Source organism: Microbacterium sp. Y356 (assembly GCF_059445355.1).
Genome location: NZ_JCAIUE010000001.1, coordinates 1,682,699 through 1,700,255, shown reverse-complemented (window position 1 = coordinate 1,700,255; position 17,557 = coordinate 1,682,699). Strand labels below are relative to the sequence as shown.

The 17,557-nt window shown below is 65.3% G+C and carries 12 protein-coding genes; 10 read left to right on the top strand and 2 right to left on the bottom strand.

Annotation, left to right across the window (positions count from 1 at the left end; genetic code table 11):
- The first annotated feature begins 33 nt into the window (after positions 1–33).
- Positions 34–1,071: a DUF998 domain-containing protein gene (locus tag AC1C2Q_RS08120; RefSeq protein ID WP_495449680.1), complete on the top strand. Its 1,038-nt coding sequence runs from the start codon at positions 34–36 to the stop codon at positions 1,069–1,071.
- Between the two features lie 28 nt (positions 1,072–1,099).
- Here the strand turns inward: AC1C2Q_RS08120 and AC1C2Q_RS08115 are convergent, their stop codons facing one another.
- Positions 1,100–2,107, bottom strand: coding sequence for a LacI family DNA-binding transcriptional regulator (locus AC1C2Q_RS08115; RefSeq protein ID WP_495449679.1), 1,008 nt, complete (start codon positions 2,105–2,107; stop codon positions 1,100–1,102).
- A 215-nt stretch (positions 2,108–2,322) separates the two neighbouring features.
- Between AC1C2Q_RS08115 and AC1C2Q_RS08110 the strand changes: the two genes are divergently transcribed.
- The 6 genes from AC1C2Q_RS08110 to putP all read left to right on the top strand — a co-directional run bounded on the left by AC1C2Q_RS08110 (position 2,323) and on the right by putP (position 12,707).
- The gene (locus AC1C2Q_RS08110) at positions 2,323–4,401 is read left to right on the top strand and encodes a beta-galactosidase (protein WP_495449678.1); all 2,079 of its coding nucleotides are present in this window, start codon (positions 2,323–2,325) and stop codon (positions 4,399–4,401) included.
- A 107-nt stretch (positions 4,402–4,508) separates the two neighbouring features.
- Entirely contained in the window at positions 4,509–5,735 is a 1,227-nt protein-coding gene (locus AC1C2Q_RS08105; RefSeq protein ID WP_495449677.1) for a sugar ABC transporter substrate-binding protein, read from the top strand.
- Between the two features lie 60 nt (positions 5,736–5,795).
- Positions 5,796–7,415 carry an ABC transporter permease subunit gene (locus tag AC1C2Q_RS08100; protein WP_495449676.1) on the top strand — a complete coding sequence of 540 codons (1,620 nt, stop codon included), beginning with the start codon at positions 5,796–5,798 and terminating at the stop codon, positions 7,413–7,415.
- Positions 7,415–8,329 carry a sugar ABC transporter permease gene (locus AC1C2Q_RS08095; RefSeq protein WP_495430574.1) on the top strand — a complete coding sequence of 305 codons (915 nt, stop codon included), beginning with the start codon at positions 7,415–7,417 and terminating at the stop codon, positions 8,327–8,329. Before AC1C2Q_RS08100 ends, AC1C2Q_RS08095 begins: the two co-directional genes overlap by 1 nt.
- Before the next feature lie 33 nt (positions 8,330–8,362).
- Positions 8,363–11,107 (top strand): glycosyl hydrolase 53 family protein, encoded by a 2,745-nt coding sequence (locus AC1C2Q_RS08090; protein ID WP_495449675.1) that lies wholly within the window; start codon positions 8,363–8,365, stop codon positions 11,105–11,107.
- Positions 11,108–11,174: 67 nt separating this feature from the next.
- A complete protein-coding gene (gene putP / locus AC1C2Q_RS08085; protein ID WP_495449674.1) occupies positions 11,175–12,707 on the top strand; it encodes a sodium/proline symporter PutP in 1,533 nt (510 codons plus the stop codon).
- Positions 12,708–12,757: 50 nt separating this feature from the next.
- Here the strand turns inward: putP and AC1C2Q_RS08080 are convergent, their stop codons facing one another.
- Positions 12,758–13,600 (bottom strand): alpha/beta fold hydrolase, encoded by an 843-nt coding sequence (locus AC1C2Q_RS08080; RefSeq protein ID WP_495449673.1) that lies wholly within the window; start codon positions 13,598–13,600, stop codon positions 12,758–12,760.
- A gap of 95 nt (positions 13,601–13,695) precedes the next feature.
- On the opposite strand from AC1C2Q_RS08080, the gene AC1C2Q_RS08075 reads away from it, so the two are divergent.
- The 3 genes from AC1C2Q_RS08075 (at position 13,696) to AC1C2Q_RS08065 (ending at position 17,554) form a co-directional block, all read left to right on the top strand.
- The gene (locus tag AC1C2Q_RS08075; RefSeq protein ID WP_495449672.1) at positions 13,696–14,262 is read left to right on the top strand and encodes a TetR/AcrR family transcriptional regulator; all 567 of its coding nucleotides are present in this window, start codon (positions 13,696–13,698) and stop codon (positions 14,260–14,262) included.
- 95 nt (positions 14,263–14,357) lie between these two features.
- Positions 14,358–14,606: a hypothetical protein gene (locus tag AC1C2Q_RS08070; RefSeq protein WP_495449671.1), complete on the top strand. Its 249-nt coding sequence runs from the start codon at positions 14,358–14,360 to the stop codon at positions 14,604–14,606.
- Positions 14,607–14,680: 74 nt separating this feature from the next.
- Positions 14,681–17,554 (top strand): helix-turn-helix transcriptional regulator, encoded by a 2,874-nt coding sequence (locus tag AC1C2Q_RS08065; protein ID WP_495449670.1) that lies wholly within the window; start codon positions 14,681–14,683, stop codon positions 17,552–17,554.
- Positions 17,555–17,557 lie beyond the last annotated feature (3 nt).

Here is a 17,557-nt window from a genome sequence, read left to right as displayed (position 1 = left end):
TGGTTCGATGGGTGCATGGACAAGGAGCAGCAGATGGCACGTGAGACTCGTGCGATCTGGGCGACGCTCGTCTGCTTCCTCGTTGGCACTGGAGTCGGCACACTCGTACTGTGGGGAAACCCGCGGCCGATCGCCGGAGACGGATCGATGGGTTTGCCTGCCGCGTTGATCGCCGGAGCTATTGCCGCGGCAGCCTTCGCCGTCAGTACATTCCTGCATCGCCGCGGTGAGAACGCGGCGATGCCACGGTGGCAGATCGTCATCTCGGCATCCTCGGCAGTCGCCCTGACCATCGCCTTCGCGGGAGTGACCGCGCTGGGTGTGCTGCTGGCCAGCGAGGTGCTCGGTGTCGGGCTGCAGGGCCTGGAGGTCCCCGCGCTCGGCGGCGGCATCATCACCGGAGTCGCGAGCGCCGTCGGCGGACGGCTCGCATTCGATGCAGGCATCGGCCTGCACACCACAGACCTCGCCGCGCTGCTGTTCAGCTATCTCGTGATCGGCACTCTCTTCGCCATGCTCACCGCCGCCGATCCGCACTGGTGGGAAGTGAACTTCTCACAGCTCGGCATCGGCGACGGAGCGTGGGTGTTCAACGGAACGCTCGTCGTCGCCGGCATCCTCGTCGCCACCGTCGGCATGTACATCGCGCGAGATCTGCACCGCATCCGTGGTGATGAATGGTTCGGACGCATCGCGACTGTGGCGTTGCTATGGATGGCGACCGGTATCGCGCTCGCAGGGGTCGGGCTGTTCCCGCTCGAGCAGATAATCGTGCTGCACAACATCGCCGCTGTCGGAACCCTTGTGTTGTTCGTCGCCGCCGGAGTCGTGACGACTGCAGTGATGCCTGGGCCGCCGCGTCCGCTACTGCTCACCACGGTCGGCATCGCTCTGATGCTCGTGGTCGCGTTCGTGCTGGCCGATAGCTACCACCTGTTCTCGGTGACTGTGCTCGAAGCGGTCGTGATCGGCCTCGGGCTGCTCTGGCTCACCACGCTCGTGCGTATCCTCGCGGCGCTGGCGCCGGAGGGCAGTAGGCCGTCGGCGCGTGGATCGCTGCTGCACGCGTGACGGGTAGCCGCCGCGGCTCAGGCCCGGCTCAGGCGCTCTCGCGCACCACGAGCTCAGTCTCCAGGATCACCGACCGGGTCGGTGCCCCAGCGATCACATCGAGCAGCACGTGCACCATCTGTGAGCTGATCTGCTCCCACGGTTGACGCATGGTCGTGATGGACGGCTCGTGCGTCGCGGCGAGGCCAGAGTCGTCGAAGCCGGCGACGGCGACATCTTCTGGTACCCGCAGACCCGCCCGCCGCACTGCGGCGATTGCACCGGCAGCCATCCGGTCGTTCGCCGCGAACACTGCATCCACGCCGCGTTCAAGTAGCTGGGTCATCGCGGTCTGACCAGATTCGAACGAGTAGTCGCCGGTCTCCACGAGCGCCTCATCGAAGCGGTCGCCGAGCTCCTCGCGGAAGCCGACCAGCCGGTACCGCCCGCCAGGTGTGTCGTCGGGGCCGGCGATCATGCCGATCCGCTCGTACCCCTTCTTATGCAGGTACGCGGCCATGGTCCTCGCCGATGCGACCTCTTCGACCGAGATGGTCGACAGCTCGCTCTCGTGCCCCAGCGGAACGCCACAGCTCACAATCGGGATGCCGTCGTCGAGCAGTTGCTCGAGCAGCGGCTCTGACTCGTGCGATGAGATGAGAAGCACGCCGTCGACGTGTCCTGCGCTGATGAAGTGCGCCACGCTGTCGCGCTCGGCGGGTGTCCCAGCGACGAGGAGCACCAGGGTCATCGACCGTTGCGCGAGAGCTTCAGCCGCCCCACGAAGCAGCAGCGCGAAGGTCGGGTCATCGAAGAGCAACTGCTGCGGCTCGGTGAGCAGGAACGCCATCGAGCCTGCGCGCCCGGTGGCGAGGCTGCGTGCGTGATGATTGGCGGTGTATCCGGTGGCAAGGATCGCCGCATCGACGGCAACGCGCGCGTCGGGGGACACCCAGTGCCCGCCGTTGATCACGCGGGAGACCGTGCTGCGGGAAACCCCGGCCTGCACGGCAACATCGCGGATCGTCGGCTTTCGCTTCGCCGTCACTTCACTCACCGGAACGACTCTACTCACTCCCTGGTTGGGACGTGTAATACATGCTGGGACCGGTCTCAGTTCGGTAACGGTTCGATCTGCGGCTGCCTCGAACCACGCGACAATAAGGTAGAACTGAGACCGGTCCCAGTTTGCCAACACAATAAACTGAGACCGGTCCCAGTCGGATCCAACCGACTGAAGACAGCACCACGCACCGACCCAATGGAGTGACGATGACCACCCCCCACGCCTGGCCCGAACTTCGGGGAATCGCCTACGGCGGCGACTACAACCCTGAGCAGTGGTCACGTGAGACCTGGCGCGAAGACGTCGTGCTCATGCGCGAGGCCGGTGTCAACATGGTCAGCGTCGGAATCTTCTCCTGGGCGCTCATCGAGGTTGCCGAAGGCGAGTTCGACTTCTCCTGGCTCGACGAGCTGCTGGGCCTCCTGCACGAGAACGGCATCGCGGTCGACCTCGGCACCCCGACAGCGTCCCCGCCGGCGTGGTTCTTCGCGCAGCATCCTGACGCCCGCGTCATCGATCGCGATGGCCGCGTCATGGGCTTCGGGTCGCGCGGCATGGCGTCACACTCTTCGCCCGCATACCGGGAAGCAATCGTTCGCTACGCCGACACTCTCGCTGCCCGCTATGCGAAGCATCCGGCGGTTGTGCTCTGGCACGTGCACAACGAGTACGGCGTTCCTGTCGGCGAAGACCACTCCGCGCATTCTGCCGCGGCCTTCCGGCTCTGGCTCCAGGAGAAGTACGGCACACTCGACGCGTTCAACAGCGCGTGGGGCACCGCCTTCTGGGGCCAGCACTACACGGCATGGGAGCACGTCAACACCCCTGCTGCGGCTCCGAGCGTTGTGAACCCGGCCCAGCGCCTGGACTTCGCGCGCTTCACCGATCACCAGTTGCGTGCCTGCTTCATTGCCGAGCGCGACGCGATCCGCGTGCACGCCGACCAGCCCATCACCACGAACTTCATGGCGAATCAGAGCTGGACCACTGACCTCTGGGCCTGGGGCCGCGAGGTCGACATCGTCTCCGACGACCACTACCTGTGGGCCGCAGACGAAGACGCGCACATCGGTCTTGCCATCGCCGCAGACCTCAGTCGCTCGGTTGGCGGCGGCAAGCCGTGGATCCTCATGGAGCACTCCACCTCGGCCGTGAACTGGCAGCCCCGCAACATCGCAAAGCGCCAGGGCGAGATGGCCCGCAACTCGCTCACCCACCTCGGACGCGGTGCTGACGGCATCCTCTTCTTCCAGTGGCGCGCCGGTCGCTCTGGAGCTGAGAAGTTCCACTCGGCGATGCTCCCGCATGCAGGCGTGAACTCCCGCGTCTTCCGCGAGGTCACCCAGCTCGGTGCCGACCTCGGCCGACTCGAAGAAGTGCAGGGCAGCACGGTCAAGGCCGACGTCGCGATCCTGTGGGACTTCGAATCGTTCTGGGCGCAAGATCTCGAATGGCGTCCTACCGAAGACCTGTCGCACCAAGAGCGCATCCGCGCCTTCTATGAGCGGCTGTGGCGCGACGGAATCACCTGCGATTTCGCGCTGCCTGGGCAGGATCTCTCGGCCTACAGCCTCGTCATCGCGCCCGCCCAGTACCTGCTGACGGCGTCGGATGCCGAGAACCTCACCCGCTACGTCGCTGACGGCGGCACGCTGCTCGTCTCGTACTTCTCGGCCGTCGTCGATGAGAACGACGCCGTGCACCCTGGCGGCTTCCTCGCCCCGTTGCGCGACGTGCTCGGTGTCGACGTCGAAGAGCACTTGCCGCTGCGCGAGGGCCAGACGGCGGCGGTCGTCACCTCCTCCGGCGACACTCTGAACGCCGATCACTGGCAGGAAGCCCTGCGACTGCACGTTGTCGATGGTGGCCACGTCGTTGATGGTGGACACAGTGCCGATGTCTTCGGCAGCTACGCCGAGGGTCCCGCCGCCGGCGAGCCCGCGATCACCCGCAATTCTCATGGCGAGGGCGCGGGCTGGTACGTCAGCACCCGACTGGATGCTGAGGGTCTGAACACCCTCATGCAGCACGTCTATGCCGATGCCGGCATATCTCCGACCGGGCTCCCCGAAGACCTCGAGGTCATCGTCCGTAACGCCGACGACGCGACCTACCGGATCGCCGTCAACCATGGCGATGAGGATGCCGTGCTCCCCGTCACTGGGCAGGAACTCCTCAGCGGCACCGAGGTGGAAGAGAGCTTCACGATTCCCGCGGGCGGCGTCGCCGTCATCCGCTCCGAGAAGAGCCCTGAGAAGAGCCCTGAGAAGAGCCGCACCGCCTGACAACTGAATCGCGCTAGGTCACCCGACCAGACGCACACCCCCCCCGGTCGTGACGATGCGGCACGCTTACAGAGCGCATCGCCGGCCACAACAGATTGGAACCAGCAATGCGCAAGTACATCGGAGTCGGCGCCTTCGCGCTGGCAGCAGCCGTCGCCCTGACCGGTTGCAGTTCAAGTGCTCCTGAAGAGGCAGAAGAGGCGCCGGCCGGCGATGGCGCGGAACTCGTCATCTGGACGGATGCCGAGCGCGAAGCAGCGCTGACGGTTGCCGCCGCGGCCTTCGAAGAGGAGACCGGCGCGAAGATTACTCTCGTGCAGAAGAACTTCGAAGACCTCCGCAACGACTTCATCGCACAGGTGCCGACGGGTGAAGGCCCCGACCTCACTGTCGGTGCACACGACTGGCTCGGCGCGCTCGTGGCAGCGGGTGTCGTCGACACGATCGACCTCGGTGACACCGCGGGCGAGTTCGAGCAGGTGGCGCTGGATGCCATGACCTATGACGGCCAGCTCTACGCGCTGCCGTACTCACTCGAGACGGTCGCACTGATCCAGAACGTCGACCTCGTCGGAGATGCCGCCCCAGCGACCTGGGACGAGATGATCCAGAGCGGCATCGATTCGGGCGCCGAGCGTCCGTTCGTGATCAACACGGCCGGTGAGACCGGCGACGCTTACACGATGTACGGTCTCCAGACATCGTTCGGAGCTCCCGTCTTCGTGCAGGACGAGTCCGGCTCGTACACGACCGAGGTCGGCATGGGCGGAGCCGCAGGCGAAGGCTTCGCGAGCTGGCTCGGTGCGAACGGTGCGAACGGCACCGGCTACATCTCCACGACTGTCGACTACGACATCAACAACGAGCTGTTCGCCACGGGCAAGGCGCCGTACACGATCCAGGGTCCGTGGGTCATGAACCTGTTCGAGGACATGAACGTCACGGTCAACCCGATCCCGTCCGCCGGCGGCGAGACGGCTGCTCCCTTCGTGGGCGTGCAGGGCTTCTACCTCTCCAGCGAGAGCAAGAACGCCCTCCTCGCTCAGGAGTTCCTCGTGAACTACCTCGGCACCGAAGACGCTCAGCGCGCGCTCTACGAGGCAGACCCGCGCATTCCTGCGTGGTCGACCCTCGCCGAAGAGGTCTCGTCTGACCCGATCACTGCCGGCTTCGTGAAATCCGCCCAGGGTGGCGTGCCGATGCCGTCGATCCCCGAGATGGGTTCGGTATGGGATCTGTGGAACGCCGCGCAGGTGCAGATCATCAACGGTTCCGAGCCGGTCTCGACCTGGAACACCATGGTCGCCGACCTCCAGACCACGCTGGCCGGTTGATCCGCCGGGCCGGGAGGCGTTCGCGCCTCCCGGCCTTCTAGACCTTCGAAGGAGTGATGGATGTCGACTGAGGCACCGATCCAGACCGCTCAGACCGAGCGCACACCGCTGCGCGAACCCCACGCGAAACGCTGGCGTGGGCCCGGCTGGGGGTTCATCATCAAGCTGGTGCTGATGGCGCTGGTCAATGCCTTCGGCATCCTCACCGCGATCTCCGCGTGGCGCGCCGAATCATGGGTCGTGCTGGCCGTTGTGGTGCTGCTCGTCGTCATCGCCGACATCGTCTATTTCGGCAAGCGCGCGCTGCCGATGAAGTACCTGCTGCCCGGGCTCATCTTCCTCCTCGTGTTCCAGGTGTTCATCTTCGGATACACCGCGTACATCGCATTCACCAACTACGGCACGGGTCACATCGGCACGCAGGAGCAGGCCGTCGAAGCCGCGCTCATCCAGGGCGAGCGCCGCGTCGATGACTCACCCACCTACCCGCTCTCGGTCGTGCAGCGCGGCGACGAGCTCGGCTTCGCGATCGCCACCGAAGACGGTGACGTGCTGGTCGGATCGGCGATCGAATCGCTCGCCGAGGCATCCGGCGCAGATCTTGGCAGCACCGGCGCACCCAGCGAGGTGCCTGGATGGACGGTTGTTCCACGGGCCACAGTGCTGACCGACTCTGCGCTCCAGGCGCAGATCGGCGATCTTCGGGTTCCTGTCTCGGACGACCCCAACGACGGCTCCGTCCGCACCCGTGATGGGTCCTCCGGCGCGATTTACGAGTCCACGCTGGTGTGGGATGCCGGAGCGCAGACCATCACCGACACGACCAACGACACCGTCTATGCGGCGACAGACGGTGGCTCGTTCGTCTCAGAGCGCGGTGCGGCACTGCCCACCGGCTGGTACGTGAACGTCGGCTTCGCGAACTTCCTCAAACTGTTCACCGACTCAGCGCTCGCGGGGACACTCGGAAGCGTCACGATCTGGACGTTCGCGTTTGCCATCCTGTCGGTCGGGCTGAGCTTCGCCATTGGACTCGGCCTCGCGATGGTCTACAACGATCCGCGGGTGAAGGGGCGCCGCGTGCTGCGGGCGCTGTTCATCCTGCCGTATGCGTTCCCCGCGTTCATGGCGGCACTATTGTTCCGCGGAATGTTCAATGCTGAGTTCGGCATCATCAACGACCTGTTCCTCTTCGGTGCCCAGATCAACTGGCTCGGTGACCCATGGCTCACCAGGGCCGCGGTGATCTTCGTGAACGTCTGGCTCAGCTACCCGTACTGGTTCCTGGTGTGCACGGGCGCACTGCAGTCGCTGCCAGGCGACACGCTGGAAGCCGCGGAGATCGACGGCGCGAACCGCTGGCAGCGATTCCGCTCGATCGTGCTGCCGCTGCTGCTCGTGTCGACGGCGCCGCTGCTGATCGCCTCGTTCGCGGTGGCGTTCAACAACTTCACGGTCATCTACACCTTCAACAATGGCGGGCCTGCGATACCAGGGGCACCGTTTGCGCTCGGCTCGACGGACATCCTGGTGTCGGCGATCTATGACGTCTCTGGTGTCTCCGGAGGTGCTTCGGACTACGGTCTCGCCAGCGCACTTTCCATCGTCGCTTTCATCGTGGTCGGAATCATCTCGGTGCTGGGCTTCCGCCAGACCCGCAAACTTGAGGAGTACCAGTGATGTCTACGCAGACCAGAGTAGTGGTGACGGGTTCTTCATCGGATGCCACGGCTGCCAGGGCCGGCGCGAGGCGCCGCCGGTGGTGGGCCGAAGTCGGTTGGAAGTACATCCTCGCCGTCGTCGTGCTGATTTTCGCCGCTTTCCCGCTCGTGTACGTTCTGTCTGCCTCGCTCAATCCGAAGGGCAGCCTGGCAGCGAGCAACGACCTGTTCGCGATCGTCGACATCACGAACTACATCGCGCTCGGCGAGTCCCGGTACTGGGTGTGGTTCGGCAACACTCTGCTGATCGGCGTCATCACCGCCGTCGGTTCGGTGGTCATGGGGGCCTCCGCGGCGTATGCGTTCTCGCGATTCCGATTCACCGGACGACGCGTGAGCCTGACGACGCTGCTCGTCGTGCAGATGTTCCCGCAGGCGCTCGCGTTCATCGCCATCTTCCTGATGTTGCTGACGATCGGCGAGGTCGTGCCCGCGCTCGGCATCAACTCGAAGATCGCGCTGATCTGCGTGTACCTCGGCGGAGCATTGGGGGCGAACACGTTCCTCATGTACGGGTTCTTCAACACGATCCCCATCGAGATCGACGAGTCAGCGAAGATCGACGGCGCCAGCCACGCCCAGATCTTCTGGAAGCTGATCATGCCGCTGGTCGTGCCGATCCTCGCGGTCGTGGCACTGCTGTCGTTCCTGGCCTGCTTCGGTGACTTCATCCTGTCCAAAATCATCCTGACCTCAGAGGACAACTGGACTCTCGCCGTCGGCATGTACCAGTGGGTGTCGAACCAGCTGGCCTCGCGCTGGGGCCTGTTCGCGGCGGGCGTCGTCGTGGCGGCGCTACCCGTGCTCGCGCTGTTCTTCGCGCTGCAGAAGTACATTGTCGGCGGGCTGACCCAGGGTGCCGTCAAGGGCTGAATCCCCGTATCCATTCAGAATCGAAAGGTCGTCATGCACCGTCGCACACGCCGCCTATTCTCGGCAGCCCTCTCCGCCGTCACCGCGCTCGCCATGATCGGCGTCGCGATACCAGCGGCGGGTAACACCGCTGTGGCCGCCGTCGAGCCAGTTGAGGCCACGATCACCGTGCCCAGGGTCGAGAATCTGCCCAGCGATTTCATCGGCGGTGTCGACGTCTCGTCCGTGCTCTCGCTGGAGGAGTCCGGCGTCGTCTTCCGTGACGCCGACGGCGCACCGGGCGACCTGTTCGAGATCCTCGTCGACTCTGGCGTCACCGATGTGCGCGTGCGGGTATGGAACGACCCTTTCGATGCGTCAGGGAACGGCTACGGCGGAGGTGACGTGGATGTCGACCGCGCGATCGAGATTGCCAAGAGAGCGACAGATGCCGGACTCGGCGTGCTCGTCGACTTCCACTACTCCGACTTCTGGGCAGACCCGGCCAAACAGCAGGTGCCGAAAGCCTGGGAAGGGCTGAACGCCGACGAGGTCGCGGCGCAGGTTGGAGTCTTCACCAGCGACGCCATGCGCCGGATGGTCGCTGCGGGAGTCGATGTGCAGATGGTGCAGATCGGGAACGAGACGAACAGCGGTGTCGCCGGAGTGCGCGGCTGGGACGACATGTCAAAGGTGTTCTCCGCAGGCTCTGCCGCGGTGCGGGCGGAAGCACCGGATGCTCTGGTCGCCCTGCACTTCACGAACCCCGAGCGGGCCGGCTTCTACGCGAATGTCGCCGCACAGTTGGATCTTCGCGACGTCGACTATGACGTTTTCGCATCCTCGTATTACCCGTTCTGGCACGGCACCCCTGCCAATCTCACCGCAGTGTTGAAGGACATCGCCGACAGCTACGACAAGAAAGTCATGGTCGCTGAAACGTCGTGGGCGTTCACGCTCGAGGACGGCGACGGCCACGGCAACGTGATCGAACTGCCGGAGGAAGCGACACAGTACCCGGTGAGCGTGCAGGGCCAGGCGAACGCCGTACGCGCGGTCGTGCAGGCCGTCGCCGATGTCGGAGATGCCGGTATCGGTGTCTTCTACTGGGAGCCGGCGTGGCTTCCGGTCGGCACGCCGGCGCAGGTTGAGGACAACCGCGTGCTGTGGGAGCGCGACGGCTCCGGGTGGGCATCGAGCTTCGCGGGCGAATACGAACCGGAAGACGCCGGTCAGTGGTTCGGTGGATCCGCGTGGGAGAACCAAGCGCTGTTCGGATTCGATGGCACAGCATCCGCCGTGCTGAATATCTTCTCCTATGTGCGCACCGGCGCGACGGCTCCTCGACAGGTGGAGTTGGTGCAGCCGGTCGCACTGCAATTTACCGAGAGCGAAGCCGTGACGCTGCCCGGTGAGGTCACCGTGCAGTACAGCGATGGAACCTCTGAGCAGCAGACGGTCGTGTGGCCGGATGCCGTGCAGCACATCGAGGGAGTCGGCACGTACTCGGTCGTGGGTCGAACGGATGCCGGCCTTGATGCGTCCGCCACCATCACGGTCGCCGCGCACAACCACCTGCTCAATCCTGGGTTCGAGGAGTCAGACACGAGCATGTGGACGACGACCGGGGTCGGCCTGACGCTGCGCTCAGGAGACGACCCGCACGCAGGCTCGTACTCGGCGCACTTCTATGCGGAATCCGCATCGTCCTTCGAGCTGTCACAGACAGTGACGGGACTGCCGGAGGGCGACTATGTCGCTCGCGCCGCGTTGCAGGGTGACGGCGAGGGTGCCGACGGGAAGGTCACGCTTTCACTGTCGACACCGGCGCAAACAGGCACTCCGGTCGCGTTCGCGCTCGACGGGTGGCGTGCGTGGTCGACTCCGACGACCGATGCTGTGCACGTGGACGCCGATGGTGTGGCAACACTGAGTGTGACGGGCGCCCTGCCTGCTGGCGCGTGGGGCACGATCGACGACTTCGAGCTCGTGCGGATGCCGGAAGCCGGCGCCGACACCACGTCACTGCGTGCGCAACGGGATGCCGCCGCAGCGATCGATCCGGCTGAGTATGTCGATGATTCGACGGTCGGACTGCAGGACGCGATCGAACGCGCAGACATTGTGCTCGCCGCGACGAGCCCGAGCGGCGAGGCCGTGGTGGGTGCGCTGCAGCAGTTGAGCGATGCGCGTGACGCGCTCGTCGTGCTCGACGATGCGACGACCGCTCCTGGCCGCGGCGTGCTGTCCCACGACAACGGCCACGACACCGGTCTGCTCGACGGTGACTTCAGCGTAACGATGAACCTGTGGTGGGGGCAGAATGCCACCAAGCTGCGTCTGTTCGAGAACGGCACGCTGATCGCGACGGTGCCACTGGACTACAACGGCGATGCGGCGCAGGCGGTTACCGTCGCCGTGGAGGGCAAAGCAGACGGCACCTACGAGTACACCGGTGAGCTGGTGAATTCCCGCGGCGTCGCGGCCGTGCAGTCGGTCACGGTCACCGTAAAGGATGCAGCGCCAGGCGTTCCCGTTCTCTCCGCGGGCAACTGGGACGGCGACGGGAACTACACGGTCACCGCTGTTATGTGGTGGGGTACGAACGCGAGCGGCTATCGGCTGTTCGAGGATGACGTCCTGCTGACAGAAGGTGAGCTGGTCGCGAACACGCCGGCCGCGCAGCGCATCTCGGTACCGGTCTCCGATCGGGCGACCGGGACGCACACGTACCGCGTCGAGTTCGTGAACTCCGCCGGAGTCAGCACCAGCAAGGTGTTGACGGTCCACGTCGGGTAGGGGTGGCCCCCGGCATCCGTCCCTGACAGGATCGAGTCACTGCACCGATCATTACGAAGGGACGACGATGTCCGATCAAGTGTTCATCTTCATTGCGCTGGGGCTGTATTTCGCGGCCATGCTTCTTATCGGCTATCTGGCGTTTCGCCGGACGACCGACCACGAGGACTACATGCTCGGTGGGAGGAGCCTGCCCCCGTGGGTCGCGGCGCTCAGTGCCGGAGCATCCGACATGTCCGGCTGGCTCGTGATGGGGCTCCCAGGAGCCATCTATCTCTCCGGACTCATCGAAGCGTGGATCGCCGTCGGCCTTACGATCGGCGCGTATCTGAACTGGCTGCTCGTGGCCCCGCGCCTGCGTGCTTATACGGAGGTGTCGCGCAACTCGATCACGATTCCGAGCTTCTTCGAGAATCGGCTGAGGGACTCGTCCAGGCTGCTGCGCATCCTCGCCGGCGTCGTGATCTTGGTGTTCTTCACGCTGTACATCTCTTCCGGCATGGTCGCCGGTGGCTTCTTCTTCGAGAGCTCGTTCAATTCCGACTACCTGCTCGGCATGGTGCTGGTGGCTGGCATCACACTGCTGTACACGCTGTTCGGCGGCTTCCTCGGAGCCTCTTTCACCGACGTCGTGCAGGGGCTGATGATGCTGATCGCCCTGATCGTTGTTCCGGTTGCTGCGATCATCGCCGTTGGTGGTTTCGGCGAAGTGGCCACCTACGTCGAAGATCTCGCCCCGAACCACATCTCGCTGATCGGCGGAACGGCGCTGACCGGCGGAACGATTCTGGCAATCGTCGGGTCGCTCGCCTGGGGGCTGGGCTACTTCGGCCAACCGCACATCATCGTGCGGTTCATGGCGTTGCGCAACCCCGGTGAGGCGAAGGCGGCGCGCCGTATCGGCATGAGCTGGATGATCATCTCGCTGCTCGGCGCAGTGTTCTCCGGCTTCGTCGGCATCGCCTACATGGCACACCAGGGCATCGACCTCGCGAACGCTGAGACGGTGGTGCTGGTGATGGCGCAGACGCTGCTGCACCCATTCGTCGCAGGTCTCGTGCTGGCTGCGGTCCTCGCGGCGATTATGAGCACGATCTCCAGCCAGCTGATCGTCGCCTCTTCCGCGCTCGTGGAAGACCTCTTCAGAATCGTCAAGAAGGATCCGTCGCCCAAATTGCTGATGATGCTCGGGCGAATGACCGTGCTCGGCGTCGCTCTCATCGCCGGGCTGCTGGCGATCGTGCCCAATGACACGATCCTCGGGCTGGTCTCGTTCGCGTGGGCTGGCTTCGGGGCTGCGTTCGGGCCGCTGATCCTGCTGAGTCTGTTCTGGCGCAAGCTCACCAACTGGGGTGCGCTGGCCGGCATGTTCGTCGGAGCTGCCGGTGTGTTCGTCTGGAAGGCCGTATGGCCTGAGATGTATGAGCTGCTGCCGGCGTTCATCTGCGCGCTGATCGTTGCTGTGGTCGTGAGCCTGCTCACCCATCGCGAAGGATCCGAGCGGCAGAGCGAGATCCTGCAGGAGTTCACCGAAACAGGCACGCTGCTGACCGTGAACGGTGTCGGTCGCGGTGCGCGGACGGATCGAATGACGCCCTAGTCCGGGCACGCGAAGGGGCGGATGCCGTGGCATCCGCCCCTTCGTCCTGGTTACTTGGCCAGGAACGCTGCCAGTGCGGAGTTGACCTCGTCGGCGTGAGTCCAGAGCAGACCGTGCGGCGCGCCCTCGATCTCGACGTAGTCGGCCTCGGGGAAGGCCTTGTGGAAACGGCGGGCGGTGGCGTCGATCGGCAGGATGTTGTCGCCCGTGCCGTGCAGGATCAGTGCGGGCTTGCCGCTCGCGCGAACCGCCTCGACGTCGCCGCGGAAGTCTTCGATCCAGGCCGACACGACCGCGTATGCGGCAACGGGGGCGCTGCTGGTCGCGACGTTCCAGCTGCCGGTGACGGCCTCTTGGCTGATGCGCGTGCCGAGGTTCTCGTCGAGGTTGTAGAAGTTCTGGAAGAACTGCGTGTACCAGGCGTACCGGTCGCTCTTAGCGGCAGCGGCGATCCCGTCGAACACGTCCTGCGGCACCCCTTCGGGGTTGTCATCGCGGGCGACGAGGAAGGGCTCGAGGGATGCGAGGAAGGCAAGCTTCGCGACCCGTTCGTGTCCGTAACGGGAGACGTAGCGTGCGAGCTCTCCGGTGCCCATCGAGAATCCGACCAGGATGACGTCCTGCAGATCCAGCGTCTCGAGAACCGCGTTCAGATCTGCGGCGAAGGTGTCGTAGTCGTAGCCTGCGTCGACCTTGGATGACTGGCCGAAGCCGCGGCGGTCGTAGGTGATGACGCGGTAGCCGTTCGCGAGGAGTTCGCGAGTCTGACGCTCCCAGCTGTGCCCGTCCAGCGGGTATCCGTGGATGAGAACGACGGGCTGACCTGAGCCCTGGTCTTCGTAGTAGAGCTCGACGGGGGTGCTGTTCTCGTTGCCGACGGTGATGCTGCCCATGGTCGTACCTTTCAGATTGGGAGGAGAACGGTCGTTCTCTGGTGACAATGACCACGATAGAGAACGATCGTTCTCATGTCAAGTACACTGGAGAAATGAATGAGGAAGAAGCACGCGAACGCATCCTGGATGCCGCCGAGCAGCTTTACTACGCCAAAGGCTACGCGGCGGTCGGCATGGACGAACTTCGCGCAGCGGCCGGCGTTTCGTTAAAGCGCGTGTACACGCTGTTCCCTTCGAAGAACGACATCATCGCGGCGGTATTGGCGCGCAAGCATGAGGAGTGGGAGAGCATGCTGACCGGCGCCGTGGCGGCTGCCGGCGACAATCCTCGCGCGCGCCTGCTGGCCGTGTACGACTTCCTCGAGAGCTGGTTCTACGCTGACGACTTCCGCGGATGCGCGTTCATCAACGCCTTCGGTGAGCTGGGCGGCACGACTCCCGAGATTGCGCAGATCGTCCGCGCACACAAGGCCTCATTCCAGCAGTACATGGCAGGACTCGTCGCCGAGATCGGTGCTCCCCACGCGCTCGCCGCGCAGCTGTCGATACTCGCGGAGGGTGCCCAGAGTACGGCGGCGATCTCTGCCGAACCGAAGGTTGCTGCCCAGGCGCGCGCAGCCGCTGAGGTGCTCATCGACGCGGCGATGGCCACCGCCTGAGGTGGCGACGGTGCGGAAATAGGGCATCTGCCCGATGTCCTAGTGGTGCCTCAGAGCGGAGTGTGGAACTACCGCACAACCGAGGAGTCAGCACCATGTACGAGCACCCGTCCTACACTTACAGCAGTATCGTCGCCGAGCAGGAACGCGTGGATCGCGCCAACGAGCTGCGGCGCATCATCGCCGAGAACCCGTCGAGGGTGGTGGCGTACGAGCGTCCTCTTCTCGCTCGGGTGCGCAACTGGTTCGGCGCTCGACGAGCGGATGCCGCCGCGCCGAGTACACCACCCGCCAGCCCACGCGTAGCTGGCGACCACACCGCACTGCGGGCGCACGCGCGGTGACCACCCTCGCGGTGAATACATTCACATCTGAGAACGTGGGCCCTGATGTCCGTGGCGCGTGGCACCATGATGTGGTGACGGTTCCGACGGACAGCACAGCGATGGTGGGTCGCGACGCCGACCTTGTCGCACTGCGGCGCGCGTTCGATCGCGCCGCCGGGGGTGAACCTTCCGCGGTACTCATCGAGGGCGAAGCCGGCATCGGAAAGACGCGTCTGCTGCGAGAATTTCAGGCAGAGGTGGCCGCGCACTCCGACGTCCACGTCGGCCGCTGCCTCGATCTCGGCACGGCCCGCTCCGCATACGGGCCACTCATCCGCATCCTTCGCTCGATCGTTGAACGGCTCGGCGTGACCGAGGCGCGCGCAGCGGTCGGCGCCGGTGCCGAGGCGCTGCGCATGCTCGTCCCCGAACTCGGCAACGGTGCGGTGATGCGAGAGCTCACGAGCCCAGATGCAATGCGCGGCGCGGTCGTCGCCCTGATCGAGGCGTCCGCCGAACGCGCACCGCAGGTCATCGTGATCGAGGACGTGCACTGGGTCGACGACTCCACACTGGGCATGCTCTCGTTCCTGCTGGGCACCCTGCAGTCCGGTCGCGTGCTCGTGATCATCACCTGCCGCAGCGATGACGTGCGACGCGGCGACGCCGTGAGCCGGTTCATCGCCGAGACGACGCGCGCACGCCTCATCGAGCGACTCCCTCTGCAGCGCCTGGACTCGAACGCCACGCGGCAGCTCGCCGAGCAGCTCTCCGACGGCGCGCTCACCGAAGCTGCTCTGGAGCGTTTGATGGACCGCGCAGAGGGTGTGCCGTTCTTCATCGAAGAGGTTGCATGTTGCGCCGCGGGGCCCCTTCCCGACTCGCTGCGCGAAATGTTGCTCGTGCGGTTCGACCAGCTCGACGACGACGCCCGGCACGTGGTGCGTGTCGCGTCGGGGGCCGAGGGGACGCTGTCCCATACCCTGCTGGCCGAGCTCGCGCGCCTCCCAGACGAGCGCTTCGACGACGCCATTCGGGCGGCGGTACGAGGCGGCATGCTCTCGGTCGACGACGATCAATACACCTTCCGGCACGCGCTGCTGCGCGAGGCTGTGCACGCTGATCTACTGCCGGGGGAACGCGCGCGACTTCATCGCGGGTACGCCGAAGCTCTCGAAGCCCGTGCCGCTTTGCTCGACCGCTGCGATCGGTCCTCGCTCGCGCATCACTGGAGGCTCGCTCAGGTACCGGACCGTGCGCTTGTCGCATCGGTCGCTGCGATGCATGAAGCCAAGAACCGGTTCGCCTTCGCAACGTCGGCCCGCTTCGGGGAGCTGGCCCTGGAACTGTGGGAGCAGGTGCCGGATGCCGAGACCGTCGTCGGCATGTCGCACGTGCACTTGATGCGGCAGCTCGGCTCGATCCTGCGAAATGCGGGCGAAGCGGAGCGCGCGTTGTCCGTCGCCGAGCGCGCCCTCGACCTAATGGATGCGGATGCGGATGCCGACCCAGCCGAGCACGCGCGACTGCTACGGGACAAGGCCCAGTTCCGCAGCAATCTCGGACTGCCCGGCTCGAAGGAGCTCTATTTGCAGGCCCTTGAGATCGTCGACGCCGCCGTCGACGATGACCGACTGCATGCGACGCTTCTCAACCAGATCGCCGGGAAGCATATGCTCGCCTCGATGCCGAGGGAAGCGATCATCACTGCGACGCAGGCGCTCGAAGTCGCGCAGCGTGTCGACGATCCATACGAGATCTCCGTTGCGCACAACCTCCGCGGGACGTGCCGGGGGTACCTGGGTCAACTCGATGAGGCCTTCGCCGACTTCCGTGAAGCAGATCGGTTCGCGGCACTGAGTAACGGTGGTGCCGAGCTGCGCTACCGGGTCAACTACTCGGACCTCCTCGCGCTGCTCGGCCGACACCACGAAGCGTTCGAGGTCGCGGAGGCCGGTGTCACACGGGCACGTGAGCTGGGCGTCGAGCGCGCAACGGGCACGCTCTTGGTGCAGAACATGGTCGAGCCGCTGCTCACGCTCGGCGATATCGACGGTGCGAAGGCACGGTTGTCGGCAGTGCCGATCGGCAGGCCCCAGGTGCTCAACGACCAGTACGTCTTCCTCACCCGCATCCGCATTCTCGCATGGCAGGGCAAGGTCGACGAGGCCGAGCGTCTGCGCGAGGAGTGGATGCCGTCACTGCGCCGCACCGGCGAACTCGAGCGTCAGGCGTGGTACCGGATCATCGAAGACGACATCGCGCTCGCCGTCGCCCGCGGACAGTGGTCTGACGCCTTGGATGCCATCGTCGCGATGACGGAAGACCAGGGTTTCGTGCTGCTGCACGCGTACCGGCTGCTCCTCGAGTCTGGCTGGCTCGTTGCTGAGGTGCGAGCATCCGGTCGGAGCACCGATGCGGCCGTGGCGGCGATCCGCCGACTCTGGTCAGAACTGCCGGCCACCGTTCGAGCCGACGAATGGGCGACGATCCTCGACGCGATGCTCGCCCCATCGATCGACGCGATGCGTGTGGCGATCGATGCCTCCGAGAAATACGACATCCCCGCGATAATGCGCGGCGTCACCCGTCTCGAACTGGCACGGATGCTCGTCGCGACGGGCGACAGAAGTGAGGCTCGGGCGGTGCTGGCGGATGCGTCGAAAGTGGCAACGGCAATCGGACACGAGCCGCTTCGGGAGAGCGTCGAGGCGTTCGGACGAGCGAGCGGAATCAGTGCAAGCGACCGTATCGCCGACGAGCTCGAGCTGACCGCGCGTGAGAAGCAGGTGCTGGACCTGGTCGCCGAAGGACTCAGCAACCGGCAGATCGGTGAGCGACTCTTCATCAGCGTCAAGACGGCGAGTGTGCACGTGTCGGCGATCCTGCGAAAACTGGGCGTTGCCACCCGCACCGAGGCGGCGATGGTGGCTGCGCGGCGGGCCCCAGACGCCGCAACGAGGTAGGGG

Bases quoted from the DNA above. Each gene is read 5' to 3' on its own strand.
- AC1C2Q_RS08075 (WP_495449672.1), top strand. From the start codon at position 13,696: ATGAATGAGGAAGAAGCACGCGAACGCATCCTGGATGCCGCCGAGCAG.
- AC1C2Q_RS08090 (WP_495449675.1), top strand. From the start codon at position 8,363: ATGCACCGTCGCACACGCCGCCTATTCTCGGCAGCCCTCTCCGCCGTC.
- AC1C2Q_RS08100 (WP_495449676.1), top strand. From the start codon at position 5,796: ATGTCGACTGAGGCACCGATCCAGACCGCTCAGACCGAGCGCACACCG.
- AC1C2Q_RS08120 (WP_495449680.1), top strand. From the start codon at position 34: ATGGCACGTGAGACTCGTGCGATCTGGGCGACGCTCGTCTGCTTCCTC.
- putP (WP_495449674.1), top strand. From the start codon at position 11,175: ATGTCCGATCAAGTGTTCATCTTCATTGCGCTGGGGCTGTATTTCGCG.
- AC1C2Q_RS08105 (WP_495449677.1), top strand. From the start codon at position 4,509: ATGCGCAAGTACATCGGAGTCGGCGCCTTCGCGCTGGCAGCAGCCGTC.
- AC1C2Q_RS08070 (WP_495449671.1), top strand. From the start codon at position 14,358: ATGTACGAGCACCCGTCCTACACTTACAGCAGTATCGTCGCCGAGCAG.
- AC1C2Q_RS08095 (WP_495430574.1), top strand. From the start codon at position 7,415: ATGTCTACGCAGACCAGAGTAGTGGTGACGGGTTCTTCATCGGATGCC.
- AC1C2Q_RS08080 (WP_495449673.1), bottom strand. From the start codon at position 13,600: ATGGGCAGCATCACCGTCGGCAACGAGAACAGCACCCCCGTCGAGCTC.
- AC1C2Q_RS08110 (WP_495449678.1), top strand. From the start codon at position 2,323: ATGACCACCCCCCACGCCTGGCCCGAACTTCGGGGAATCGCCTACGGC.